Genomic DNA, 25981 nt, shown 5'->3' on the forward strand with positions numbered 1-25981 from the left:
CCCGATGTCCGAGACCGAAACCTTCGACGTGGTGGTAGTGGGCGGCGGCCCTGCCGGCGCCACGGCCGCCGCCGATCTCGCCCGCCTCGGCCGGCGCGTGCTCCTCCTCGACAAGCCGGGCAAGATCAAGCCCTGCGGCGGTGCGATCCCGCCCCGTTTGATCAAGGACTTCGCGATCCCCGACCATCTCATCGTGGCGCGCATCCGCTCGGCGCGGATGATCTCGCCCAAGGACGTGCGCGTCGACATGCCCGTCGGCGAAGGCTACGTCGGCATGGTCGACCGCGAGCATTTCGATCCCTGGCTGCGCAACCGCGCCGCCCTCGCCGGTGCCGATCACCGCCCCGGCCGGTTCGAGCGGATCGTCCACGATGCCGACGGGCTCGCCACCGTGCATTACACCCCCACGGGGGGCGAGCCGGCCACGGTCCGCACCCGGCTGGTGATCGGTGCCGACGGGGCGACCTCGGCCGTGGGCCGGGCCGAGATCCCCGGCCATGCCGCGATGAAGCAGGTGTTCGCCTACCACGAGATCGTCCGGCGCCCGACCGACGGCAGCGGCGACGTCGAGGCCACCCGCTGCGACGTCTACTACCAGGGCAAGCTCTCGCCCGACTTCTACGCCTGGATCTTCCCGCACGGCGATACGATCAGCATCGGCACCGGCAGCGCCCGCAAGGGTTTCTCCCTGCGCAGCGCCATCCGCGACCTGCGCGCGTCGAGCGGGCTGGCCGCCGGCGAGACCGTGCGGCGCGAGGGCGCGCCGCTCCCGCTCAAGCCCCTCAAGAAATGGGACAACGGCCGCGACGTCCTCCTCACCGGGGACGCCGCCGGCATCGTCGCGCCGGCCTCCGGCGAGGGGATCTATTATGCCATGCTCGGCGGCCGCCTGGCGGCGGAGGCGGCGCAGGCCTTCCTCGTCACCGGCAAGGCCAGCGCCCTCGCCCTGGCCCGCCGCCGCTTCATGAAGCTGCACGGGCGGGTGTTCCTGATCCTGCGGATCATGCAATGGTTCTGGTACCGCAACGATGCGCTGCGCGAGCGCTTCGTCTCCATCTGCAAGGACAAGGATGTCCAGCAACTCACCTGGGACGCCTACATGAACAAGGAACTGGTGAAGGCCAAGCCGGTGGCGCACGTGAGAATCTTCTTCAAGGATCTCGCCCATCTGTTCCGCTGGGTCTCCCCGTAGGTGGATCTCTCGGACTGGAATTGGGCGCCGATCGGGGTCGCTGCCGCGGTCGCGGTCCTGTGCGCCCTCGCGGGCGGCCTGCTGACCACGATCGGCCCGTGGTACAAGGCCTTGCGCAAACCGTCCTGGCAGCCGCCGGAATGGGTGTTCGGGCCCGTATGGACCACGATCTTCATCCTCGCGGCGATCTCCGGCGTCATGGCCTGGGAAGCCGACCCGCGTCCGGGTCCGCGCACGGCGCTGGTGGTCGCCTACGCCATCAACGTGGTCCTCAACATCGCCTGGAGCGGACTCTTCTTTCGCATGCGTCGGCCGGACTGGGCCTTCGTCGAGGTGCTGGTCCTCTGGGCCTCCGTCGTCTCCCTGATCGTGGTCACGGCGTCGATCGCCACCGTTCCTGCGCTGCTGCTGCTGCCCTATCTCGCCTGGGTCAGCGTCGCCTCCTACCTCAACCTGACGATCGTGCGCCTCAACGGGCCGTTCGGCCGGGCCTGAGCCGGGGCGTCACCCCATCGCCTCCACCGCGCCGCGGGATGTCATGACCGACCTGTTCGCGAGCGGCCGCATCATCGACGTCGTCCTCGGTCTGGTCGCCCTGGAGGCGGTGGTGCTGCTGCTCTGGTGCCGGCGGAAGGGGCCGGCGCCTTTCCCGCTGCTGTGCAACCTCGCGTCCGGTGCATCGCTGATGCTGGGCGTGCGGATGGCCCTTACCGATGCGCCGTGGCCGTTCGTCGCGGCCTGCCTCCTCGGCGCGCTGCTCGCCCACGCCTGCGAACTCGCCGTCAGGCTGCGGCAGCGCCGGACGGTGCCGATGCAACCTCTCGGCGATGAACCCGGCCGGACGCGTGGAACTGACGCGGAAACCGTCGCGTTTGCGCAGCGGCGCCGGGTGTGACGCGGGTTCCGCTTCGGGCGATTGAGCGAAGGAAATCGGCACGATGGTTCGTATCGACGCTGCGGCTGTGGGTGCCGTTGTCCTGACCCTCGGCATCACCGCCGCCGCCGCCCAGGGCGCCGATGCGGATCTGGTCAAACGGGGCCAATATCTCGTCACCGCCGGCGATTGCGTGGCCTGTCACACCGCACCGGGGGGCAAGCCCTTCGCCGGCAACTATGTGCTCAACACCCCCATCGGCAAGATCCGCACGCCCAACCTGACCCCCGACAAGGAAACCGGTCTCGGCAACTGGACGGAGGAGGACTTCGCCCGCGCCATGCACGAGGGCATCACCAAGGACGGGTCGTATCTCTACCCGGCCTTTCCGTTCGCCTGGTACACCAAGGTCACCCGCGAGGACGTGAAGGCGATCTTCGCCTATCTCCAGTCCCTCGAGCCGGTGCGCGAGGTCCGTCAGGCGTCCGAGATCCCCTTCCCCTTCAACATCCGCACGGCGCTGATCACCTGGCGCACCGCCTTCTTCACGGCCGGCGAGTTCAAGCCCGACCCCAACGCCAGCGCCGAGGTCAATCGCGGCGCCTACCTCGTCGAAGGGCTCGGCCACTGCGGCATGTGCCACAACGAAAACAAGATCGTCGGGAACTCCGGGCTGGCCGGCAAGCTCGGCGGCGGCGTCATCGACGGCTGGTACGCCCCCAACATCACCCCCGACGGTCACCAGGGCATCGGCGGCTGGAGCGACGAGCAGGTCGTCACCTACCTCAAGACCGGGGCCGCGCCCGGGAACCAGCCCGGCGTCGCCGCCGGCCCGATGCGCCAGACCATCGAGGAATCCCTCTCGAAGATGACCGATGCCGACCTGAAGGCGATGGTCGCCTACCTGCGCACGCAGAAGGCCAAGGAGACCTACAAGGTCAAGGACGTGCAGGCCTTCGACCAGGTCGGCGCTCCAGGAGCGGGCACGTACCTCAGCTATTGCTCCTCCTGCCACAAGCCGGACGGACAGGGCGTACCGGGCGCGATTCCCGCCCTGGCGGGCAACACCTCCGTCCAGGCCGAGGGACCCGAGACCGTGATCCGCGTGATTCTCGGCGGGCTCGGTGCCCAGGCCGGTTACGCGCCGATGCCGGCGGTGGGCGCGGGCATGACCGACAGCCAAGTGGCCGACGTCACCGACTACATCCGCAACAGCTGGGGCAACAGGGCGCCCGTGATCCAGGATCGCGGGGTCGTCTCGGCGGCGCGTGAGCAGACCCGGACGATGCTCGTGGGCAACGCGCCCTGCGGCGAGGTCTCGTCACCCGAACTGGCCAAGGCCTTCGATGGGGCCGGTGCCGCCGAGGCGCTCAGGGACCTGAAGCCGGAGGACTTCATCCCGAAGATCGACGAACTCCTGCCCAAGATCAAATCCGCGGCGGGCGGCCTCAAGGACGAGGAGATCGTCAACGGCCTGACCTCCCGCTTCTGCCAGATCGGACGTGACAACCCGCTCTACGAGAAGGTCGGCTGGCACTCGGTCATCGGAAGCTTCGGCAGCGTCGTCTACAGCCAGCTCAAGAACCCCGAGAAGCGGGCCGACACCGGCATGAAGCCGGGCGCTCCCAAGCCGAACTGATTTGACGTTCCGATACGGTTTCCGCTCGATCCGAGTGGGAACCGTATTTGCAAGCGCGTGCGGCACTCGAGCGAAGCTCCGTCCCGCATCGCGCAATGACCGACCGGAAATCGCATGACACGCCGTCCGGACCGCAAGCCTTGCGGCGGCGTGCGGTCCGTCGGTCAGGCCGAGGCGGCGAAAGGCCAGTCGCCGGCACCGGGGGTGTCGTCGTCGAACCGGTAGGTGTTCCGGCCGCCGGCCTTGGCCCGGTAGAGAGCGAAATCGGCCCGCCGATAAAGTCCGTCGCCGTCGACCCCCGCCTTCGGACCGAGGGCGATGCCGATGCTCAGGCCGACGCCGACGGTGATGCCTTCCACCGTAATCGGCTCGCGCACCGCCTTGATCAGCCGCTTGGCCAGGGACTCGCTGCTTTCGGGCTGTCGCGTCCGGGTCTGCAGCACCATGAACTCGTCACCGCCGAAACGGGCGATGGTGTCCTCGGTCCGCAGGAGCCTGCGCATCCGGTCCGCCACGGTCCGCAGCACGACATCCCCGGCCTGATGCCCCAGGGTGTCGTTCACGGACTTGAAGCGATCGAGGTCCAGGCAGAACACGGCGAAATGCTTGCCGTACCGGGTCGCGTGGGCGATCTCCTGGGCCAGTCGTTCCTGGAACAGCGTCCGGTTGGCGACATCCGTCAGTTCGTCGTGGCGGGCCATGTGGGCGATGCGGCGCTCGGCCTCCACCCGCTCGTCGATGTCGCGAACGGCCGCCACGTAGCCGTCGGGCCGGCCGTCGACGGGGTCGTGGGTGAGGTTGAAGGTGGCCTCGACCCAGACCCATTTCCCGTCCTTGCGCCGGTAGCGCTGACGGCTGACGGCACTCTTGACGCGGGCATGCCCGATGTCGTCGAGGACCCGCTGATAGCTGGCGGCGTCGTCGGGATGGACCCCGTCCATGGGACGGGTTCCGAGCAGTTCCGTCGGCTCGAACCCGAGCAGCGAATGGGCCGCCGGTGAGACGTAGCGGCGCGTGGTGTCGAGGTTCGACCAGACGATCATGTCGCTGGCGTTGTCGGCGAGCAGGCGATAGTGCGCCTCGCTCTCGCGCAGCTCGGCCTCGATCTTGGCTTGGCGCAACTGCGCCACGACGATCAGGGCGAGATCCTGGAGACGCTCCCGGTCCTCCTGGGTGAACGTGCGCGGTATCGTGTCGATGACGCACATCGTCCCCACCCGGATGCCCGGCTGCAGGACGAGGGGGGCGCCCGCGTAGAAGCGGATGCCCTGTGGTCCCGTGACCAGCGGGTTGTCGACGAACCGCGGGTCGGCCGTGGCGTCCTCGATCACGAGGACGGCATCGTCGAGGATGGTGTGGGTGCAGAAGGAAATGTCGCGCGCGCTGCCCTCGGTCGCCACGCCGCATTTGGCCCTGAACCACTGCCGGTCGGCCTCGACGATGGTGATCGTGCACATGGGGACGTGGAACAGCGCCTTCGCCGTCCTGCAGATCGCGTCGAGCCGCGGATCGGGAGGGAGCGCCGACAGGTCGAGGTCGCGGATCGCCGCGAGCCTTTCGGCCTCGTTATCGGCCACGAGATGCATGCTCACTCTGCCAATCGGACATCGGCGACCGGCCTTCGCCGGCCGCTCGGGGAGGTCAGGCTATCCTTTGAGCGTTTAACAAACCGTGCGCCCGATCCTCGACTCCGTTACCCGCCCGGCCGCGGCGGGGGCTGGCAGGTCTCGCAGTAGAAGGTCGAGCGACCCGCCTGGACGAGGCGCGCGATCGTGCCGGTGCAGCGCTTGGCCGTGCAGGCCTCGCCGACGCGGTCGTAGACCCGGAACCGGTGCTGGAAGGCGCCGCTGCCGCCGTCGGGATGGGCGTAGTCGCGCAGGGTCGAGCCCCCGGCCGCCACCGCCTCGGTGAGGACGTCGCGGATCACGCGCGCCAGGAGCCGGGCCTTGGGCGTCGGCGACCCGTCCGCCTTGGCCAGGCTCCCGGCCGGCAGGGCGGGATGGAGTCCCGCCCGGTGCAGCGCCTCGCAGACGTAGATGTTGCCCAGGCCCGCGATCAGGCGCTGGTCGAGGAGCGCACTCTTGAGGGGCGTGATCCTGTGCCGGAACAGCCGGGCGATGGTCTCGCCGGTCAGGGCTTCGCCGAGCGGCTCGATCCCCATGCCGGCGAAGTGGCGGCTGGCGGCCAGCGTCGGGGTCGGGACGAGGTCCATGAAGCCGAAGCGGCGGGCGTCGTTGTAGGTGACGGTGGCGCCGCTCGACATCGCCATGACGACGTGGTCGTGCCGGGGCGTGCCCTGCGCCCCGTCGAGGTAGAACTCCCCCGGCGAGAGGTTGCCGCCGTCGGGCAGCGCCACGTCGAACCGCCCGCTCATGCCCAGGTGCAGGATCAGGGTCTCGCCGCTGTCGAGGCCGGCGGTGAGGTATTTCGCCCGGCGTCCGAGATCGAGGACGGTGGCACCCTGCAGACGCTCGGCGAAACGCTCGGGGAAGGGGAAGCGCAGGTTCGGCCGGCGCAAGGTCACCCGGGAGAAACGGGCGCCGACCATGGCGGGGGCGAGTCCGCGCCGCACGGTTTCGACTTCGGGCAGTTCCGGCATGGGGCTCCCTGGACAAGCGAGCGGGGCTTCGTCCGACGATCCGGCACATGGCGATCCCGCCACCGTTTCGCTATGACGCTTGCCGCGAGGTGCGCGCTCCCGCCAGGGACGTGCATCCGCCCAGGGGTATGAGTGGCATGAGTTCGGACGACAAGACATCCGCCGACATGGGCTTTTCCGGGGAGGCGAACACGCATTTCGGGTTCGAGCGCGTGGCGCTCTCCGAGAAGCAGGCGCGGGTCGACGATGTCTTCCGCTCCGTGGCCAAGCGCTACGACCTGATGAACGACCTGATGTCCGGGGGGCTGCACCGGGCCTGGAAGTCGAACCTCGTGTCGATGCTGCGCCCCTCGCGCAGCCAGCCGTTCCGCCACCTCGACGTGGCCGGCGGCACCGGCGACGTCGCCTTCCGCGTCCTCGATGCGGGCGGGCGTGGCACCCACGTCACGGTGCTCGACATCAACGAGGCGATGCTGCGGGTGGGCGCCGAGCGGGCCGGCGACCGGTTCGACGGCCGGATCGACTTCGTGACCGCCAATGCCGAGGCCCTGCCGCTGCCGGGCAACGCCTTCGACGCCTACACCATCGCCTTCGGCATCCGGAACGTGCCGCGCATCGACGTGGCGCTGGCGGAGGCCTACCGCGTGCTGGCGCCGGGCGGGCGCTTCCTCTGCCTCGAGTTCTCGAGCGTGGACATGCCGGTGCTGGACCGGATCTACGACGCCTATTCGTTCCATGTGATCCCACGGCTGGGCGCGCGGGTGGCGGGCGACGCGGAATCCTACCGCTACCTCGTGGAGTCGATCCGCAAGTTCCCCTCCCCCGGGCGGTTCGCCGGGATGATCGAGGCGGCGGGCTTCTCGCGCGTCAGCCACCGCGCGCTCACCGGGGGCATCGTGGCGATCCATTCGGGCTGGAAGATCGCATGACGGCGCAGGGTCGGGTTCGTATCCGGGCGCTCGGCGGGTGCTAGGCGCCCTCGTCCATCTCCTGCGCGGGGTCCGCGTCGGCTTCGTGCTGGCCCGCGAGGGTGGCCTCGCGGTCGTCGACGGCGAGGGCCTGCCGCCGCACCTGCGCCTGGCCCTGCGCCTCGGGCGGATGCTGGAGCGGCGCGGCCTCGGGCCGGGCTCCCTGCAGCGGGCACTGACCCGCCTGGGGCCGTCCTACGTCAAGGTCGGGCAGTTCCTCGCGACCCGGCCCGACATCGTCGGCATGGACGCCGCCCGCGACCTGGAGCAGCTGCAGGACCGGGTGCCGCCCTTCCCCCAGGACGTCGCCGAGAGAGTGGTGGTGGCCGCCTTCGGCAAGCCGATCCGCGAACTCTTCGTCTCCTTCAGCGTCCCGATCGCGGCCGCCTCCATCGCCCAGGTCCACAAGGCGCATGTGCTCGACGCCGACGGGACGCAGCGCGCCGTCGCGGTCAAGATCATGCGGCCGGGCGTGCGCGAGGGCTTCCAGCGCGACCTCGACGTGATGCGCTTCATCGCGCGGGTGGTGCATGCGCTCTCGCCCAAGGCCGAGCGGCTGCGCCCGCGCGAGGTGGTGGAGATCCTCGCCCGCTCGGTGATGATGGAGATGGACTTCCGGCTCGAGGCCGCGGCCATGTCCGAACTCGCCGACAACACCAAGGGCGACCCCGACTTCCGCGTGCCCAGGCCCGATTGGGAACTGACCGGGCGCGACGTCCTCACCAGCGAGTGGATCGAGGGCATCCGCCTCAACGACCGCGCCGCCATCGTCGCGGCCGGGCACGATCCCGCCGCCCTCGGGCGCACGGTGATCCAGAGCTTCCTGCGCCAGGCGATCCGCGACGGGTTCTTCCACGCCGACATGCATCCGGGGAACCTGTTCGTGGACCCGGACGGCGTCCTCGTGGCGGTGGATTTCGGCATCATGGGCCGGCTTGGTCAGCGCGAGCGGCGATTCCTCGCCGAAATCCTGCTCGGCTTCATCCTGCGCGACTATCGCCGGGTCGCCCAGGTGCACTTCGAGGCCGGCTACGTGCCCTCCCACCACTCGGTGGACGATTTCGCGCAGGCGATCCGGGCGATCGGCGAGCCGATCCACCAGCGCAAGGCCGACGAGATCTCGATGGCCAAGGTGCTCACCCTGCTGTTCGACATCACCGCCCTGTTCGACATGCGCACCCGCACCGAACTCGTGATGCTACAGAAGACCATGGTGGTGGTGGAGGGCGTCGCCCGCTCCCTGGACCCCAAGCTCGACATGTGGACCGGGGCCGAGCCGGTGGTGCGCTCCTGGGTCGCGCGCAACCTCGGCCCGATCGGCAAGGCGGAGGGGGCGGGCCGCGCCGTGCTGACGCTGGCCGATGTGGTCGCCGACATCCCCGACATCGCCCAGCGCCTGCGCCGCGTCCTGGTGCGCCTCGACGAGGGCGCCCCCGACGAGGCGCAGGCGGCCCGGATCGCCCGCAAGGAGCGGCGGCGGGCGACCTGGTCGACGGTGGCGCTCTGGGCGATCGCCGTCGGGGCGCTGGTCATGGCGTTCGGGTAGGCGCCCGATTGGCGTTCCCGCTCCGGGCGTCCTAAGAACGACAGGCCCGCGGCGCGCTAGAATGGCCGGCGGGATGTCAGCGGGAGAGCGCCGGATCGTGACGCGTCACAGCCTGATCGGATCGTGCCTTACGAGCGTCCTCGCCGGTGTTCTCGCCGGCTGCATGGCCTTCGCCGGACCGGCACCGGCCCAGCCGGCCCCGACCACCGGGGGAGCCTTCGCCCATGCCATGACGCTGATGGGCGAGCCCAAGTATCCGCCCGACTTCAAGCACTTCGAGTATGCCGACCCGGCGGCGCCCAAGGGCGGCCTGGTGCGGCTCGGCGCCCAGGGCGGATTCGACAACTTCAACTACGTGGTGTCGGGTCTCAAGGGCGACCTCGAAGGCGGCATCACCCTGATATACGACACCTTGATGGTGGATTCCGGCGACGAGTCCTTCACCTCCTACGGCCTCGTCGCCGAGGGCGTCCGGGTCGCGGAGGATGCGTCCTCCGTGAGCTACCGCCTGCGCCCGCAGGCGCGCTGGCACGACGGCACGCCGATCACGCCCGAGGACGTGATCTGGTCGTTCGACGTCCTCAAGGCCAACAGCCCGTTCTACGCCAACTACTACCAGACCGTGACGAAGGCCGAGGCCACCGGCGAGCGCGAGGTCACCTTCCGCTTCGGCGAGACCGGCAACCGCGAACTGCCGCAGGTGCTCGGCCAGCTGCGCGTCCTGCCCAAGCACTGGTGGACGGCCAAGGACGCCCAGGGGCGCCAGCGCGACGCCACCCAGACCACCCTCGAGATTCCGCTGGGGTCGGGGCCCTATCGCCTGGCGAAGTTCGAGCCCGGCCGCAGCGCCACCTACGAGCGGGTGGCGGATTACTGGGCCAAGGATCTGCCGGTGAACGTCGGGCGCAACAACTTCGGCACCCTGCGCAACGAGTATTTTCGCGATTCCACGGTGCTGATCGAGGCGCTGAAGGGCGATCTCTACGACTTCCGCACCGAGAACGTCGCCCGCAACTGGGCTACCGCCTACGGCGACTTCCCGGCCGTGAAGGAGGGGCGCCTCGTCAAGGAGGAGTTCCCCGATCGCGGCAACGGCAACATGCAGGCCTTCGCCTTCAACCTGCGCAAACCGAAGTTCGCGGACGCCCGGGTGCGGCGCGCCTTCAACCTCGCCATGAACTACGAGGAGATGAACCGGGCGCTGTTCTTCGGCCTCTACAAGCGGATCGACTCCTATTACTTCGGCTCCGAACTGGCCTCCTCCGGCATGCCCTCGCCCGAGGAACTGGCGCTCCTGGAGCCGCTCAAGGACAAGATCCCGGCCTCGGTGTTCACCACGCCCTACGCCAACCCGGTCAACGGTACGCCCGAGGCGGTGCGCGCCAACCTGCGCGAGGCGGTGCGCCTCCTCAAGGAGGCCGGCTACGAGCTGCGCAACGGCCAGATGACGAACGTCGCGTCGGGCGAGCCGCTCACCGTCGAGTTCCTCGAGTTCCAGAGCGTGTTCGAGCGGGTGATCCTACCCTTCGCGGCGCAGTTGAAGCTGATCGGCATCAACTCGACCCTGCGGGTGATCGACCAGGCCCAGTACCAGAACCGGCTGCGCGGGTTCGATTTCGACATCACCACCACGTCCTGGCCGGAATCCCTGTCGCCGGGCAACGAGCAGCGCGAGTACTGGGGCTCGCTGGCGGCCGACAAGCCGGGCTCGCGCAACATCGTCGGCATCAAGGACCCCGCCATCGACGCCCTCGTCGAGAAGGTGATCTTCGCGCCCGACCGGGCCGGCGTGGTGGCCGCCACGCGGGCCCTCGACCGGGTCCTGCTCGCCCACGACTACGTGGTGCCGCAATGGGCCTCGAACGTCTCGCGGACCCTGCGCTGGAACCGCTTCGCCCGGCCGGCGGTGCTGCCCCGCTACGGCGGCTCGGGCTTCCCGACGACGTGGTGGTACGACGAGGCGCTGGCCACGAAGACCGGGGCACCGCGGTGACCGCGGGCCCGACCCGCCGCACGGTGATGGCGGGGGCCGCGGCCTTCGCCCTGCCCGCCGCACCGGCGGCCGTCGCCGGCACGCGGACCGTCCACGGCCTGTCGAGCTTCGGCGACCTCAAGTACCCCGCCGATTTCCTCAACTTCGACTACGTCGATCCGGCCGCGCCCAGCGGCGGCCGTTTCTCGGCGCAGCTGACCTCGACCATCGGCAACCAATCCTCCGAGACCTTCAACACCCTCAACGTCTACGTCCTGCGCGGCGACGGCGCGCCGGGCATGAACCTGACCTTCGATTCCCTGATGGTGCGGGCGCTGGACGAGCCGGATTCCCTCTACGGCCTCCTCGCCCGCTCGGTGGAGGTCTCCGAGGACGGGCTCGCCTACCGCTTCGTCCTGCGGCCGCAGGCCCGCTTCCACGACGGCCAGCGGCTGACGGCCACCGACGTCGCGGTCTCCCTGCGGCTGCTCAAGGAAAAGGGCCACCCCGAGATCTCGCAGGTGGTGCGCGACATGACGGAGGCGGTGGCCGAGGACGAGGGCACCCTCGTCGTACGCTTCGCTCCCGGCCGCAGCCGCGACCTGCCCCTGTTCGTGGCGACCCTGCCGGTGTTCTCGGCGGCCTATTACGAGGGCCGCGACTTCGAGGCCTCGTCCCTCGAACCGCCGCTGGGCTCGGGACCCTATCAGGTCGGGCGCCTGGAGCCGGGGCGCTTCATCGAACTGGAGCGGGTGCGCGACTACTGGGGCGCCGACCTGCCGGTGAACGTCGGCCGGCACAATTTCGATTCGATCCGCTACGAGTGCTTCCGCGACCGTCAGGTCGCGTTCGAGGCCTTCAAGGGCGGGGCCTTCAGCTACCGCGAGGAGTTCACCGCGAAGGTCTGGGCCACCGGCTACGACTTCCCCGCGGTCAAGGAGGGCCGCGTCCGTCGCGAGACCCTGCCGGACGCGACGCCCTCGGGCACGCAGGGCTGGTGGATCAACACCCGCCGCCCCGCCTTCAAGGACGCCCGGGTGCGCGAGGCGATCGGCCTGTGCTTCGACTTCGCCTGGACCAACAAGACCCTGATGTACGACGCCTACAGGCGCACGGCCTCCTATTTCGAGAACTCGGACCTCAAGGCCACCGGCCTGCCCTCCCCCGAGGAACTGGCGCTCCTCGAACCCCTGCGCGCCAGCCTGCCCGCCGAGGTGTTCGGGCAGCCGTGGAGCCCGCCGGAGTCGGACGGCTCGGGCCAGGACCGGGCCCTGCTCGGCCGCGCCGCCGGGCTGCTGCGCGAAGCCGGTTGCGTGCGCACCGACGGCGTCATGGCCCTGCCGGGCGGCCAGCCCCTGGAGATCGAGTTCCTCGACCTCGACCCCAGCCTGACGCCGCACACCCAACCCTTCGTCCGCAACCTCGGGCTGATCGGGATCAAGGGCCGCATCCGCCAGGTCGACGCCTCGCAGTACCAGGCCCGCCTCAAGGACTTCGACTTCGACATGACGGTCCGGCGGTTCTCCAACGGCATGACGCCGGGGCCGGAACTGCGCGAGGCCTACGGCTCGCGCGCCGCGGCCACCTCGGGATCGAACAATCTGGCCGGCATCGCCGACCCTGCGGTCGATACCCTCATCGCCGCCGTCACCGAGGCGACCTCCCGCCCCGCCCTCGTCACCGCCTGCCGGGCGCTCGACCGCGTGCTGCGCGCGGGCCGGTACTGGGTGCCGATGTGGTACGGAGCGACCCACCGCATCGCGGTCTGGGACGTGTTCGGGCGCCCGGAGCGCACCCCCGCCTACGGCCTGGGCGTGCCCGCCACCTGGTGGTTCGATGCCGCCAGGGCCCGCCGCATCGGCCGGCTTTAAGGAAACCCGCGCGTGCTCGCCTACATCCTGCGCCGCATCGCCCTGATGGTGCCCACCATCTTCGGGATCATGCTGATCACCTTCGCGATCGTCCAGTTCGCCCCCGGCGGGCCGGTGGAGCGGGTGCTGGCCCAGCTCCAGGGCCAGAACGACGCCGGCCTGTCGCGGGTGACCGGCGGGGCCGGCGACCTCGGCGGCGCCGGCATGGCGGCGCGCACCGGCGGCGAGGCCAACTCCCGCTATCGCGGCGCACAGGGGCTCGACCCGGCCTTCATCGCCAAGCTCGAAAAGCAGTTCGGCTTCGACAAGCCGGCGCCAGAGCGCTTCGCCAAGATGCTGTGGGACTACGTCCGGTTCGACTTCGGCAACAGCTACTTTCGCGACGTCTCGGTGCTGCAGCTGATCCGCGAGCGGTTGCCGGTCTCGATCTCGCTCGGCCTGTGGATGACGCTGATCTCCTACGCGATCTCGATTCCCCTGGGCATCCGCAAGGCGGTGCGGGAGGGGTCGCGCTTCGACCTGTGGACCTCGGGCGTCGTCATCGTCGGCTACGCGGTGCCGAGCTTCCTGTTCGGCATCCTGCTCATCATCCTTCTGGCCGGCGGCTCGTTCGTGCAGATCTTCCCGATCCGCGGGCTGACCAGCGAGGGCTTCGAGAGCCTGTCGCTGTGGGGCAAGGTCGTCGACTACGCCTGGCACATGACGCTGCCGCTCACCGCCCTGGTGCTCGGGGCCTTCGCCACCTCGACGCTGCTCACCAAGAACTCGTTCCTCGACGAGATCCGCAAGCAATACGTGCTCACCGCCCGCATGAAGGGCCTCAGCGAGCGCCGCGTGCTCTACGGCCACGTCTTCCGCAACGCCATGCTGATCGTGGTGGCGGGGTTTCCCGGCGCCTTCATCTCGGCCTTCTTCACCGGCTCGCTCCTGATCGAGACGATCTTCAGCCTCGACGGGCTCGGCCTCCTGTCCTTCACCGCCATCGTCGGGCGCGACTACCCGATCGTGTTCGCGACGCTCTACATCTTCTCCCTGCTGGGACTGGCCGTGAACCTGCTCTCGGACCTGATCTACACCTGGATCGACCCGCGTATCGACTTCTCGAACCGCGCCACCTGAGCGAGGGGGCGATGACCACCCTCCCCCTCCTGATCCGGCCGGAATCGGCGGAGGACGCGGCGGCCGTCGAACGGCTCCACGCCCGCGCCTTCGGTCCCGGCCGCTTCGCCCGCACGCCCTACCGCCTGCGCGAGGGCGTGCCTCCCCTGCCCACGTTGTCCTTCACGGCGCTGGTCGGCACCTTCCTCGTCGGATCGGTGCGGGTCGGCCCCATCCGCATCGGCACCGACGACGCGCTGATGCTCGGCCCCCTCACCGTCGACCCGAGTTTCGAGAACCGCGGCATCGGCTCGGCCCTGATGAACCGCAGCCTCGATGCGGCGAGGCAGGGCGGCCATCCCCTGATGCTCCTCGTGGGGGACGCGCCGTACTACGCCCGTTTCGGCTTCACGCGCGTGCCGCACGGGGCGCTGACGCTCCCCGGACCGGTCGACCCCGCGCGGGTTCTGTGGCGCGCCCTGCAGCCGGATGCCGACATCACGGCCCGAGGCGAAGTCGCCAGCGTCCGGTCGCTGCCTGCCTGAGGAACGCCCCCTCCGCTCAGTCGGACAGATCGGCGGCGGCGGCGAGAACGCGACGGGCCATGCCGAAGGCATCGTCGAGATACGCCCGACCCGACGGAGTGGGGACGACACTTCTCGCCAGGACGTCCTGACCACGGCTCGCCTGGAGTTCCAGCGATTCCCGCGTCCGTGCCAGGGCGTCGGGTACGTCCCTGGCGAGCGTCTCCGCAAGTCCGTTATGAGTCGCCGCGACGGCGGCGAGATCGAAGACGTCGCGCGCCGTGAGGCGTGCGGACCGGAAGCGGATCTTCTTGACGATCACTTCTTCGGGCGTCTCCACCGCGATCGGCCGACCGTCGATGTCCTTCCAGGCGAAACCGGGTTCCGTCTGAAGGGCGGGCGAGAGAAAATCGATCTCTCCCTCCGGTCGCTCGAACTTCAAATAATGCCCTGGCCACTGGAAATGCGGCGCGATGCGGCTCGCGAACGGATTGTGAGCGGGCGTCAACTGCTTGAGCGGCACCCCGGGGACGAACAGATCCACATCGTAGCTGATGCGATGATCGATCCAGACGGCGATCGCCGTTCCCCCTCCGAGCGTCCAGGGCGGTCGTTCGCCACTTGCGAGGGGAGGCGGAAACACATGATCGAGGACAGGCAGGGCCAAGCCGAGGAGGAAGCGCCAGCGGCTTTCAGGCGCGGTCATCGAGCCATTGCTGCGTCTCGTGGCGAGGATCGAGGTAACGGCGTGCATGCCGGGCCAGCGTCGGATAGGTCACGCAGCCGGCGCGCACGAGATCGCTCAGCGCCTCCACATCGGCCTCGTCGAGGAAATCTCGGACATGGCGTTCGTAGCGGGCCGGAACGATGTCTGCCCGCAGGGCCTCGAGGAGGTCGTTCTCGCCGATCGGATCGGCGGAGGACGCATTCAGATGACGGACGGCGAACAAGAGCGGGTGTCCCGGGGCGAGGCCCATTGCGGTTCTCCTTCTTGGCGCCGGCAAATCTTGGCGCCGGCAAGTCTTGGCGCCTGCGAAACGTCGAGGCCGTGACCCCGATCGATCCGTCTCAACCTAACCCGAAATGCCGCGACCTGGGCATCCGTCACGCCACCCGTCCGCGCCGCCCCTCCACCAGCCACATCGCCAGGATCGCCGCCGCCAGGGCGGCCAGAGCCCAGAGACCGAGCGCTAGGGGATAGACTTCGACGCCACGGATGTTGGCGCTGTCGCTCGGATGGAAGCCGATCCAGTCGGCCCCCGCCAGTCGGCCGCTGCGCACGCTTTGGAGCCGGGGCACGGTGACGCCGCCGTTCGCCTCGGCGAGGCGACGGATCGAACCGCCGGTGCCTTCGGCCAGCGGCCGCAGCCGGTCGGTGTCGCTGAAGACGTCGGCGAGTTCGCGCGGGTTGGGCGGCCCGACGCTGACGAAGGCGACGAGGGCACCCGAGCGCAGGGTGTGTAGCCCGAGCTCCGACGCCTCGAAGGTGGTGGAGAACAGGCCCGGCTTGGTTTCCTCCAGGGTGAGGCTGCGCTGCGCCCCGGTCGGCCCGGTGACGGTCACCGGCTCGGCGGTCTCGGCCATGGTCTGGCGCTCGACCCGGACCTCGCGGCCGCGCCCGGTGGTCTGGGCGCGCAGGGCCTCCTCCTCGAGGGCCGGCTCCTTCATCAGCCAGTGGCCGAGGCGGCGCAGCAGGTCGAGGTAGGGACCGCCTTCCTGGTAGCCACGCGCCCACAGCCAGGCGTGGTCGGACAGCAGCAGCGCGACGCGGCCCTTGTCCTCGCGGGACAGGGCGAGCAGCGGCAGGGCGTTGGGGCCCTGCAGGATCGGCTGGACCCCGGGCTTCACCTGGGCCGAGACGATGCGCAGCCAGTCGCCCCAGGCCGGCGGCGAGGCCTCCGAACCCGGCAGCGCCCGGGTGACCGGGTGCCGGGTGCCGGTGCCGGTCAGTCCGGCCTTGTAGGGTTGCTCGACGACGCGACCGTTGGGTTCCCCCGGCAGGATCGCCGACAGCCGGGTGCGCGACAGGCTCCCCGTCGAGGCGAACTCCGGCCCCGCCGCCACGAGCAGCGCGCCGCCGTCGCGGACGTAGCGCACGATGTTGTCGAAATAGGCCGAGGGCAGCACGCTCTGGTTGGCGTAGCGGTCGAAGATGATGAGGTCGAAGTCCTTGATCTTCTGGACGAACAGCTCGCGGGTCGGGAAGGCGATCAGCGAGAGTTCCGAGATCGGGGTGCCGTCCTGCTTCTCGGGCGGGCGCAGGATGGTGAAGTGGACGAGATCGACGTTGGCGTCGGACTTCAGCAGGTTGCGCCAGGTCCGCTCGCCCTGGTGCGGCTCGCCGGAGACCAGCAGCACCCGCAGCTTCTCGCGGATGCCCTCGATGGGCAGGACGGCGCGGTTGTTGATGGTGGTGAGTTCGCCCGGCAGCGCCTCGACTTCGATCTCGACGACGTTGGGGCCGCCGTGCTCGATCCGCGTGGTGAGGGCGAAGGGCCGGCCGGTGGACACGCTGCGCCGGTCGATCTCCTCGCCGTCGCGGCGCACCGTCACCACGGCATTGCCGGTGCCGCCGCGCTCCATCACCTCGGCGCGGATCGTCAGCTCGCGCCCGACGATGCCGAAGCGTGGCGCCTCGATCAGCCTGATCTGGCGGTCGCGCTCGTCGGCATGGCCGGTGACGAGGACGTGCAGCGGCGCCTTGATGCCCAGCGCCGCCGCCGAGGCGGGGATGTCGTGGACGACCCCGTCGGTGAGCATGACGACGCCGGCCAGGCGCTCGGGCGCGACGTCGGCCAGCACCTGCCCCAGGGCGGTGAAGAGCTTGGTGCCCTCGTCACCCTCGCCGTCGGGAACGTCGACGAAGCGCGGCTCGATGTTGGCGAGCGAGCCGAACCGGCGCTGCAGTTCGGCCCGCACGGTGTCGGTCATGCCCTTGCGGTCGCCCAGCGCCTGCGACCCCGACCGGTCGACGACCACGGCGACGATGTCCTTGACCGGCTCGCGGTCCTCGCGGACCAGCGACGGGTTGGCGATCGCCAGGAGGACCAGCCCGAGGGCGATCGCGCGCAGGATCGCGCTGCGGCCCCGCGCCACGATGGCGAGGATGCAGAACAGCGCGACCACCACGCCGAAGCCGGCCAGCACCGGCCATGGCAGGAGCGGGGTGAAACTGAGGCTCAGCATGGGCGGTGGCCTCGGTGTTCGACGATAGGACCAAAACACCCACCCGACCTTCCCCCCGATGCGGGGGGAAGGCTCAGGACGTCGAGCCTGTTCGACACCGTCACTGCCCCAGCCTTTCCAAAAGCGCCGGAACGTGGACCTGGTCGGCCTTGTAGTTGCCCGTCAGCGTGTAGATCACGAAGTTGATGCCGCCGCGGAAGGCCATCTCGCGCTGGCGCTGGTCGCCGCCGACGATGGGGTAGAGCGGCTCGCCGCGCTTGCCCACCGCCCAGGCGGCGGCGAGGTCGTTGCCGGTGATGATGATCGGCGACACGCCGTCGCCGGCCCTGGCCGGGCGCCGCTCGCTGCCCTCGCCGGCCGGCGGCAGGGTCTCGACCCAGGTCTGGCCGGTGCTGTAACGGCCGGGGAAGCTGTCGACGAGGTAGAACGCCTTGGTGAGGACGTGGTCGGCCGGCACCGGCTCGAGTTCCGGCACCTCGAGGGTGCTCAGCATCTTGCGCAGGTACAGCGCCTCGGCGGTGGCCGGTCCGCCCGGCCGCGCGGTGAGTGCGTCGCGGGTGTCGAACAGCACCGTGCCGCCGTTGCGCATGAAGGCGTCGATCCGCCGGATCGCGGCCTCGCCGGGCTGCGGCCGGTTCGGGACGATCGGCCAGTAGATGATCGGATAGAACGCGAGCTCGTCCCGGGACGGGTCGATCCCGATCGGTTCGCCGGGCTCCAGGGCGGTGCGGGCGGCGAGCATCTGGGTCAGGCCCGAGAGGCCGGCCTTGCTCGCGGCATCGATCGCCTCGTCACCGGTCACCACGAAGGCGAGACGCGTCGCCAGCGCCGATTCGAAGCCGGCCGGGCGCCCGGCCGCGTCCGCCTGGGCATGACCGGGCGAGGGGATCGTCAGGATCGCCAGTCCCCCCGCGACGGCCAGCGCGGCCGCGGCGGCGCGGGCCGTGCGCCGGCCCGGCAGGCGGGCGGCGAAGCCCCCGAGCCAGAGCCCGGCCAGGGTGTCGAGGACGAGGAGCAGCAGCGCCAGGCTGAACAGCGGTGCGCGCAGGTCCCGGGTCTCGGCCCCGCCCAGCGCCTCGAACCGGGCGCCGGCGAGGCTCGCCACGTCCAAGGGCTTCAGCCGGTCGTCCGGCAGCAGTGCGTTCACGGCGATGCCGGCGTCGGCGGGGCCGTAGAAGCCGGCGGGATGCTCGTAGCTCGCCCGTTCCGACTGGTCGGCCGCCACCGCGGTGGCCCCGGCCGGCGGGCTGCCGAGCGCCCCGAAGCCGTCGAGGGCGAGGCGCGGCGCCAGGATCGCGGCGGCGGGCGCCTGCCCCTCGGCGGCCACCGGGGCCGATCCGGTTCCCGCCAAGCCGACCACCCGACGCAGCATGTCGATGAAGAGGCCCGAGAGCGGCAGGTTGGACCAGGTGGTGTCCGCGGTGACGTGGAACAGCACCACGAGGCCCTGCCCCCGCTTCTCGGCGGTGACGATGGGCGTGCCGTCCTGGAGCGAGGCCCAGGTGCGGCCGGGCAGGTCGGCGTCCGGTTCGGCCAGGATCTGGCGGCGCACGCCGATATCGGCGGGCGGGGTGAGGCCGGCGAAGGGGCTTTCGGGAGCGAAGGCGGCCAGCGTCTTCGGGCTGTCCCAGGACAGGGTGCCCCCGAGCGTCCGGCCGCCGCGGCGCAGGCGTACCGGCACCAGGGTGTCGTTGCCGGAGGCGAGGCGCGGCCCGGCAAAGCGCAGGAGCAGGCCACCCGCCTCCACGAAGCTCGTCACCCGGGCGGAGGCCTGGGCATCGAGGGCGCCGACATCGGCCAGCACCAGCACCGAGACCTGCGCGTCGATCATCCGGGCGATGGAATCGGAGACCCCGGTGGCGCCGCGCGGCTCCTGCACGTCGGCGAAGGGCACGAGGGCGCGCGACAGGTAGTAGGTGGGGGCCAGCAGCGGCTGGGCCTGGTCGCTGGTGCCGCCGAAGACGAGCCCGACCCGGCGGCGCCGGCCGCGCTCATCCATCAGCCTGACGGCGGCGGCGGACCGTTCGCCGGCGATTTCGACGCGGGCGATGGCATTGCGCAGTTCCACCGGCATGTCGAACGCCACCTCGGTCTCGGTCGCACCCTGGGCGAAGGCGAAATCGTGCTCGGCCAGCGGCAGGCCCTTCTGGTCGAGGGCCCGCACCGCCCCGCCGTCGCGGCCATTGGCCGCCGCCCTGAGGACATGGGCGCTCAGCCGCCCGCCGGCCTCCGTGGTGGTGAGGGTGAGCGCCGGAGGCACCTCGGCGCGGCGGATGGTCAGGCTCGCTCCGGCCTTGGCGATCAGGTCGCCGAGACCGGCGGCGAAGCCGTCGCCGCCGACATCGGCGATTCCGTCGCTGATCCAGACGACGGCTGTGCCGGGCATCCGCTCGAGGAATGCCGCGATGGCCGGCAGATGGACCGGGCGGGCGGCCAGGTGCGGCCGGGGCGCGACCGCCCGCAGGCGGTCGAGGGCGGCGGCCGGCGTCCGGGTCTCGAGGGCGGTGGCGGGTTCGGCCATCGCCGCGACGCCCACCGGGCGGCCGTCGCGGGCGGCGGCCTCGATCTCGTCGGTGGCCGCCTGCAGGCGCTCGCGCCAGTCGTGGGCGGCGGTGGCGCCGTTGTCGATCATCACGAGGAGCGGCGTGCGCCCGGCCGCGGCGCCGATGCCGGCGGCGTTCCAGACGGGTCCGGACACGGCCAGGATCAGGCAGGCGGCGGCCAGGATGCGCAGGATCAGGAGCCAGGGCGGCGTGCGCGCTGGCGTCTCGCGGGCCGGCATCAGGTCGGCCATGATCCGCAGGGGTGGAAAGTCGATGCGCTGGGGCCGCGGCGGCGTCACCCGCAGCAGGAACCACAGGGCCGGCAGTGCGACGAGGGCGGCGAGCGCCAGGGGGGCGGCGAAGGTCAGCGGCAATCCCAGCATCGGTTCAGCCCGTCCCGCGGGAGGCGGCGACCAGCGTCAGGAGGCGGAGGGCGGCCTCGCTCGCCGGGCGGTCGGTCCGGTGGGTCGTCACCGTCCAGCCCTGGCTGCGGGCGATCTCGGCGAGGCCGGCCCGGTGCTCGGCGATGCGGGTGCGGTAGGCCTCACCCCAGGCGCCGGCATCGCCGATATGGGCGATCCGGTCGCTCTCCAGGTCGTGGAGGACGGCCTGGCCCGTGAAGGGAAAGCTCTCCTCCACCGGGTCCACCACCACCACGAGGTGGCCGCGGGTGCCCCCGCCCGCGATGTGATCGACCGCCGCCTTCACCTCGGGCAGGGGCGAGAGGAAGTCGCTGACCAGGATGACCTCGTCGAAGCGGCCGGGAACCGCCCGGGGCGGGCCGTCGCGGTCGAGCCCGGCGCGGTCCTCGACCAGGGCCTGCGCCATGGTCTCGACGACCTTTCGCGAGGCGGTGGCGCGGGTGAGGCCCAGCAGGCCGGTGCGCTCGCCGCCCTCCACCAGCACGTCGGCCAGGGCGAACCCGAGCACCAGGGCACGCTCGACCTTGGAGGCCTGCGCGAGCCTGGAGGCGAAGCCCATGGAGGCGGAACGGTCGATCCAGAACCAGATGTTGTGCACCGCCTCCCATTCGCGCTCGCGCACGTAGAGCCGGTCGTCGCGGGCCGAGCGGCGCCAGTCGATGCGCGCGGCGGCCTCGCCGGCGACGAAGGGCCGGAACTGCCAGAAGCTCTCGCCGGGTCCGGCCCGGCGCCGGCCGTGGAGGCCGTGGGCGAGGGTCGTCGAGACCCGGCGCGACTCCAGGATCAGGCGCGGCATCCGCTCGGCCAGCGACAGGGCGTGCTCGGTCTCGCGGCGGCCGGGGGCTCGCGCGCTCGCCGGAAGTACCTGGGTCGCGGCCACCGGCGCGGCCTAGATCTTGGCCGCGAGCTGGGCAATCAGCCCCGGGATGGTCTCGCCGTCCGCCCGCGCCCCGAAACTCAGCGCCATGCGGTGCTTGAGCACCGGCTCGGCCAGGGCCTTGACGTCGGCCAGCGAGGGCGCGACGCGGCCCTCGATGAGGGCGCGGGCGCGCACCGCCAGCGTCAGCGCCTGGCTGGCGCGGGGGCCGGGCCCCCACAGGAGCTTGCCCTTGAGCGACGGGTCGCCGCCCTCGGGCCGGGCCGAGCGCACGAGGTCGAGGATCGCGTCCACCACAGCGTCGCCCACCGGCAGGCGCCGCACCAGCCGCTGGGCCGTGAGCAGCGCCTCGGTCGACATCACCGCCTGCGGCGCGTGGTCGGCGATCCCGGTGGTCTCGATCAGGATGCGGCGCTCGGCGGCGCGGTCGGGATAGCCGACGTCGATCTCCAGCAGGAAGCGGTCGAGCTGCGCCTCGGGCAGCGGATAGGTGCCCTCCTGCTCGATCGGGTTCTGGGTGGCGAGCACGTGGAACGGGCGCGGCAGATCGTGGCGCTCGCCCGCCACCGACACGAAATTCTCCTGCATCGCCTGCAGCAGGGCCGATTGGGTGCGCGGGCTCGCCCGGTTGATCTCGTCGGCCATCAGGAGCTGGGTGAAGACCGGGCCCTTCACGAAGCGGAACGAGCGGTGCCGGTCGGCGTCCTCGTCCAGGATCTCGGTGCCTAGGATGTCCGACGGCATCAGGTCGGGGGTGAACTGGACGCGGCGCGCATCGAGGCCGAGCACGGTGCCCAGGGTCTCCACGAGCTTGGTCTTGGCGAGCCCGGGCAGGCCCACCAGCAGCCCGTGGCCGCCGGCGAGGATGGTGATGAGCGCCAGGTCGACCACCGTCTCCTGACCGAAGATGACCTTGTGGATCGCATCGCGGGCCGCGCTCACCGACCCGAGACAGGCCTCGGCCGTGGCGACGATGCCGTCATCGAGGGTCGTGGCCGGCGAAGCACCTTGGCTCATGCGTGGTCGTCCCGTGTCGCGCCGCGGCGCTCGAAGGGCGGGAGTGTGGCGCCGTTCGAGGCGTGATGGCAAGGTCGGCGCGACGCCGCAGGAGGCATGGAGGGGCGGCGCGCGCCGGGCCGTCGACCTCGGTACGCCGGTCGTCGGCGTCGTCGGCCGCTCCAGGGCCCGCCCTTGCGAAGACGGGTGCGCCTCGGCGCGACGCGGGGATCCCACCGGCGGATCCGCTTGACCAGAGGGCTGGCAGCGCTCGACACATCGACGGCCACGCTCCATGACCCACGCTCGGTCGAACGGTTCCGCCGGGCGCTCATCATGTCCACGACAACCCGGCATTCGATTCAGCTCGCAGACGGCGACGCAGGCTATCGGCAGGCCGCCTGGCGGGAGGTGATGAGCCCGTCGGGCGAGGTCCTGATGAGCCCGGAGGAAGCGGAGCGCTTCACGACGGAGGGCCGTTGGCGGCAGATCGGGCCGTTGCTGGTCGGACATGTCACCGCCGGCGATTTCCGCCTGGTCCGGACCAAGGCGGCGGCCGAGCGCATCGGCCTCGATCACGTCTTCATCAACGTCTTCCTGGCCGGCCGGGGCGAAGGCGTCTGCGGTCGGCGGCGCATGCGTTTCGAGCCCGGCGCGATGTCGATCACCAAGCTGTCGAGCCCGGCCGACTATCGGCTCGAAGGCATCACGCTCACGGCCCTCGTCGTTCCGCGCCGGCTTCTCGAGGCGGCCATGGGGCCGATCGGTCCCTTCGACGGGCGGGTATACCCGCCGAACTCGGTGGAGGCGCTGCTCGTGGGGGCGCACATCGAGGGGCTTCTCGCGATGCCCGATCCGCTGCCGCCCGCCAAGGTGTCCATTGCCAGCCGCAGCAGCCTCACGCTGCTCGCCGCCTGCCTGTCCAAGTCATCCCTGCAGAACATCGCGAACACGGCCGCGGCCGCGGACGACGAGGCCGAACTCGCCAAGGCCGTGCGGCGCTACATCAAGGAACGCCTCGCCGACCCGGACCTCGGGCCGGACCTGATCTGCCGGCAGTTCGCCTTGTCTCGGGCACGCCTCTACCGTCTCATGCGCGATGGCGGGAACATCGCGGCGACGATCCGGCGGCTGCGTCTGGCCCGCGCGCACGGAGAGATCACGGCGGGGCGACACGCGGACCTCACCTCGGCCGCGGTGGCCGCGCGGTTCGGTTTCCGGCAGGAGCGCAGTTTCCGGCGTGCCTTCGTGCAGGAATTTTCCGTCTCGCCGGCTGCGCTCCGCTCCCAGGCCCGCACCGGACTGCGCGTCCCGCTCCCCGAAGCGGGCCTGGTGATCGTGGGGTGGTTCAACGAACTCTGACGGCAGAAAGGGGGGACGCGAGAGCGCAACCGGCACGGGTTCCGCGGCGATCCGCTCGACGCCGAGGAACCGGTCAGCCGGCGAGTCCTGCCTGGCGGTAGGAGCCCGGCGGCATTCCGAAAGCCTTGTGGAAGCTGCGGCTGGCATGGGTCACGCTGCGAAAGCCGCTGGCATGGGCGATCGTCTTGATGGAGCGCGCATCGCCCCGGTGGGCCAGGGCGCCGCGCATCAGGTGCAGGCGCTGCCGCTGTACGCAGGTCGCCACGCCGCCGAGCGGCTCGAGGATGCGATAGAGCACCGTGCGCGAGACGCCGGTGCGGCGCGCGATCCGCTCGGGCGTGAGATCCGGGCAGGTCGCCTGCGCCGCGATGAAGGCGAGGATCTCGTCGCGCTTGGTGGCCGCCCGCCGCGAAGATGTCGAGCGATCCGCGGACGATGTCGTGATGCACGAGACAATTCCGGCCGCGTCGTGCGGGTCCCTGGAAACCGCCCTCGCCGTTTTCGCTGGCAGCGGCCGTGTCGTCGTAAGCCCACGATGGAGGACGAGCCCTTCATCGACGCTCGCGGTCCAGGTCAGGGATGGCGTTAGACTGTCCTGGACGCGGCTTGTGTCTAACATCACGGCGTTCCTGCTTGGAATTCCAGCCATGAGCGGGAGACAAACGGACGTCAACGCGGTGGAGCGGAAGCGGACAATCTGCTGCGTCGAGCCTGTGCGATTGGCACGAATCGTCCGCCCGCTGGTCGTTCGAGAGGCCAGGGCCCGCCAGGGCGAGGCAGCGACGGACAGCAGGTCCTTTCCTCGGGTCCTTTGCGGCGTCCGACACGCGCAGTCGTTCCCCGATTCGACCAGGGACGCCGCGAACCGACGCGTGAGCGGTCGTCGGAAGGCCCACGGCATGCCCGTTGCCTCTGTCCCCACGCCGGTCCAACCGCTATCGTTCCCCTCATGCCCGAGATCCCCTCCCCCGATCCCGTCCTCGCCCGCCTCACCGCGGCCCTCGGCGCCGAGGTAAAGCGTGGCCTGCCGCCGGTGGAGCGATGGAACCCGGCCCATTGCGGCACGATCGACATGCGCATCGCCGCCGACGGCACCTGGTTCCACGAGGGGGCGCCGATCCGGCGGCCGGCGATGGTCAAGCTGTTCGCCTCGATCCTGCGGTGCGAGGAGGACGGCGGCATCGTGCTGGTGACCCCGGCGGAGCGTGTCGCCATCGCCGTGGAGGATGCGCCGTTCGTGGCCGTCGACATGGCCGTGGAGGGCGAGGGCGACGACAGGCGGATCGTGGTGCGCACCAACGTCGACGACGTCGTGTCCGTCGATGCCGAGCACCGCCTGCGGTTCGAGGAGGTCGCAGGCGGCGGCCTCAAGCCCTATGTGCATGTGCGCCGCGGCTTGTGGGCGCGGGTGACGCGGGCGCTGACCTACGACCTCGTCGCCCTGGGTGAGGAGCGCGAGGTCGACGGCGCGCCGTGGTTCGGCATCGCGGCCGGCGGCGTCTTCCATCCCATCGCACCCGCGGCCGCCGCTTGAACGGCGCGCGCCCCGACAGCCTGGCGGCGTTTCTGGAACGGGCCGCCGCCGGCCTCTCGGCCGATGCCCCCCGCCCCGGCGATCCCACCTCCAATCCGCGCGGCGACCACGACCTCGACGCGGACGGGATCGCCGTCGCCCCGCCCGGCCCGCATCGCCACGCGGCGGTGCTGGTGCCGGTGGTGGCCCGCCACACCGGCCTCTCCGTGCTCTTCACCCAGCGCAGCGCGGGCCTGCGCGACCATTCCGGCCAGATCTCGTTTCCCGGCGGCAAGATCGATCCGGCCGATCCCGGCCCGGCCGGCACCGCCCTGCGGGAGGCGTGGGAAGAGATCGGCCTCGCATCCGAGCGGGTCGGGGTGCTTGGCTACCTCGACCCCTACCTTTCGGCCACCGGCTTCCTCGTGGTGCCGGTGGTCGGGCTGGTGGAGGAGCCCCTCACCCTCGCCCTCAACCCGGACGAGGTGGCGGAGGTGTTCGAGGTGCCCCTCGACGTGCTCATGGACCCGGCCGGCCACAGCCTCGGTTCCGGCGCCTGGCGCGGCCGGACCCGGCGCTACTACGCCATCACCCACGCGGATCGCCTGATCTGGGGCCTGACGGCGGGCATCGTGCGCAACCTCTACGAACGCCTCTGGGCGCCCGGGGACACCCGTGCTTCGTCACGCCGCGCGAGGCCGTCTGTCGAAACCGGGTAGACGGGACCACCTGAGTCCGTAGGGTTCCGGTCGGCCGCCGGACCGGCCTGCGGGAGCCTCGGACCGGAACCCTCCCCGTA

General features: G+C 70.9%; 22 protein-coding genes. 13 read left to right on the top strand and 9 right to left on the bottom strand.

From position 1 onward, the window contains the following. The first annotated feature begins 4 nt into the window (after positions 1-4). The 4 genes from ASG40_RS05735 to ASG40_RS05750 are packed head-to-tail and all read left to right on the top strand — an operon-like array spanning position 5 to position 3705. Positions 5-1192, top strand: a complete 1188-nt coding sequence (locus ASG40_RS05735; RefSeq protein WP_055882237.1) for a geranylgeranyl diphosphate reductase — start codon at positions 5-7, stop codon at positions 1190-1192. Further along, positions 1193-1687 (top strand): TspO/MBR family protein, encoded by a 495-nt coding sequence (locus ASG40_RS05740; protein WP_055882240.1) that lies wholly within the window; start codon positions 1193-1195, stop codon positions 1685-1687. A gap of 43 nt (positions 1688-1730) precedes the next feature. Further along, complete coding sequence (locus ASG40_RS05745; protein ID WP_055882244.1) at positions 1731-2087, top strand: hypothetical protein; 357 nt, start codon at positions 1731-1733, stop codon at positions 2085-2087. Positions 2088-2130: 43 nt separating this feature from the next. Further along, entirely contained in the window at positions 2131-3705 is a 1575-nt protein-coding gene (locus ASG40_RS05750; protein WP_055882247.1) for a c-type cytochrome, read from the top strand. A gap of 164 nt (positions 3706-3869) precedes the next feature. Here the strand turns inward: ASG40_RS05750 and ASG40_RS05755 are convergent, their stop codons facing one another. Together ASG40_RS05755 and mutM are read right to left on the bottom strand one after the other, a co-directional pair. Next, positions 3870-5291 (bottom strand): diguanylate cyclase domain-containing protein, encoded by a 1422-nt coding sequence (locus ASG40_RS05755; protein ID WP_244480539.1) that lies wholly within the window; start codon positions 5289-5291, stop codon positions 3870-3872. 107 nt (positions 5292-5398) lie between these two features. Further along, positions 5399-6304: a bifunctional DNA-formamidopyrimidine glycosylase/DNA-(apurinic or apyrimidinic site) lyase gene (gene mutM, locus ASG40_RS05760; protein WP_055882250.1), complete on the bottom strand. Its 906-nt coding sequence runs from the start codon at positions 6302-6304 to the stop codon at positions 5399-5401. Between the two features lie 137 nt (positions 6305-6441). Here mutM and ubiE point away from each other — a divergent pair, with 137 nt between their 5' ends. From ubiE to ASG40_RS05790, 6 genes are all read left to right on the top strand, one after another. Then, positions 6442-7233: a bifunctional demethylmenaquinone methyltransferase/2-methoxy-6-polyprenyl-1,4-benzoquinol methylase UbiE gene (ubiE, locus tag ASG40_RS05765; RefSeq protein ID WP_055882254.1), complete on the top strand. Its 792-nt coding sequence runs from the start codon at positions 6442-6444 to the stop codon at positions 7231-7233. Positions 7234-7270: 37 nt separating this feature from the next. After that, on the top strand, positions 7271-8818 hold the full coding sequence (gene ubiB / locus ASG40_RS05770) for a 2-polyprenylphenol 6-hydroxylase (protein WP_055882257.1): 1548 nt from the start codon (positions 7271-7273) through the stop codon (positions 8816-8818). Positions 8819-8981: 163 nt separating this feature from the next. Next, on the top strand, positions 8982-10811 hold the full coding sequence (locus ASG40_RS05775) for an extracellular solute-binding protein (protein ID WP_244480540.1): 1830 nt from the start codon (positions 8982-8984) through the stop codon (positions 10809-10811). 26 nt (positions 10812-10837) lie between these two features. Then, entirely contained in the window at positions 10838-12661 is a 1824-nt protein-coding gene (locus ASG40_RS05780; protein ID WP_055882430.1) for an extracellular solute-binding protein, read from the top strand. Positions 12662-12673: 12 nt separating this feature from the next. Next, positions 12674-13780, top strand: a complete 1107-nt coding sequence (locus tag ASG40_RS05785; protein WP_055882261.1) for a microcin C ABC transporter permease YejB — start codon at positions 12674-12676, stop codon at positions 13778-13780. Positions 13781-13791: 11 nt separating this feature from the next. After that, positions 13792-14304, top strand: coding sequence for a GNAT family N-acetyltransferase (locus tag ASG40_RS05790; protein ID WP_055882264.1), 513 nt, complete (start codon positions 13792-13794; stop codon positions 14302-14304). 16 nt (positions 14305-14320) lie between these two features. Here the strand turns inward: ASG40_RS05790 and ASG40_RS05795 are convergent, their stop codons facing one another. The 6 genes from ASG40_RS05795 to ASG40_RS05820 all read right to left on the bottom strand — a co-directional run bounded on the left by ASG40_RS05795 (position 14321) and on the right by ASG40_RS05820 (position 22328). Further along, positions 14321-15037, bottom strand: a complete 717-nt coding sequence (locus tag ASG40_RS05795) for a nucleotidyl transferase AbiEii/AbiGii toxin family protein (protein WP_082523920.1) — start codon at positions 15035-15037, stop codon at positions 14321-14323. Continuing rightward, on the bottom strand, positions 14976-15260 hold the full coding sequence (locus ASG40_RS05800; RefSeq protein WP_055882271.1) for a hypothetical protein: 285 nt from the start codon (positions 15258-15260) through the stop codon (positions 14976-14978). The genes ASG40_RS05795 and ASG40_RS05800 overlap by 62 nt, the downstream gene beginning before the upstream one ends. A 127-nt stretch (positions 15261-15387) precedes the next feature. Then, positions 15388-17469 (bottom strand): hypothetical protein, encoded by a 2082-nt coding sequence (locus ASG40_RS05805; RefSeq protein WP_055882273.1) that lies wholly within the window; start codon positions 17467-17469, stop codon positions 15388-15390. Between the two features lie 100 nt (positions 17470-17569). Beyond that, entirely contained in the window at positions 17570-20395 is a 2826-nt protein-coding gene (locus ASG40_RS05810; protein WP_055882277.1) for a DUF4159 domain-containing protein, read from the bottom strand. A gap of 4 nt (positions 20396-20399) precedes the next feature. Next, a complete protein-coding gene (locus ASG40_RS05815) occupies positions 20400-21314 on the bottom strand; it encodes a DUF58 domain-containing protein (RefSeq protein ID WP_055882280.1) in 915 nt (304 codons plus the stop codon). Between the two features lie 9 nt (positions 21315-21323). Continuing rightward, on the bottom strand, positions 21324-22328 hold the full coding sequence (locus ASG40_RS05820; RefSeq protein WP_055882283.1) for an AAA family ATPase: 1005 nt from the start codon (positions 22326-22328) through the stop codon (positions 21324-21326). Between the two features lie 186 nt (positions 22329-22514). Here ASG40_RS05820 and ASG40_RS05825 point away from each other — a divergent pair, with 186 nt between their 5' ends. Then, a complete protein-coding gene (locus ASG40_RS05825) occupies positions 22515-23669 on the top strand; it encodes a helix-turn-helix domain-containing protein (RefSeq protein WP_162243291.1) in 1155 nt (384 codons plus the stop codon). 73 nt (positions 23670-23742) lie between these two features. On the opposite strand, the gene ASG40_RS20280 is transcribed toward ASG40_RS05825, so the two are convergent. After that, entirely contained in the window at positions 23743-24288 is a 546-nt protein-coding gene (locus tag ASG40_RS20280; RefSeq protein ID WP_162243292.1) for a helix-turn-helix domain-containing protein, read from the bottom strand. Positions 24289-24618: 330 nt separating this feature from the next. Here ASG40_RS20280 and ASG40_RS05835 point away from each other — a divergent pair, with 330 nt between their 5' ends. Both ASG40_RS05835 and ASG40_RS05840 read left to right on the top strand, forming a co-directional pair. Continuing rightward, positions 24619-25203, top strand: coding sequence for a DUF1285 domain-containing protein (locus ASG40_RS05835; RefSeq protein ID WP_055882292.1), 585 nt, complete (start codon positions 24619-24621; stop codon positions 25201-25203). Next, entirely contained in the window at positions 25200-25901 is a 702-nt protein-coding gene (locus ASG40_RS05840; protein ID WP_055882296.1) for a CoA pyrophosphatase, read from the top strand. Before ASG40_RS05835 ends, ASG40_RS05840 begins: the two co-directional genes overlap by 4 nt. Positions 25902-25981 lie beyond the last annotated feature (80 nt).

Origin of the sequence: Methylobacterium sp. Leaf399 (genome assembly GCF_001424525.1) — a bacterium.
In the GTDB taxonomy this organism is placed as follows: domain Bacteria; phylum Pseudomonadota; class Alphaproteobacteria; order Rhizobiales; family Beijerinckiaceae; genus Methylobacterium.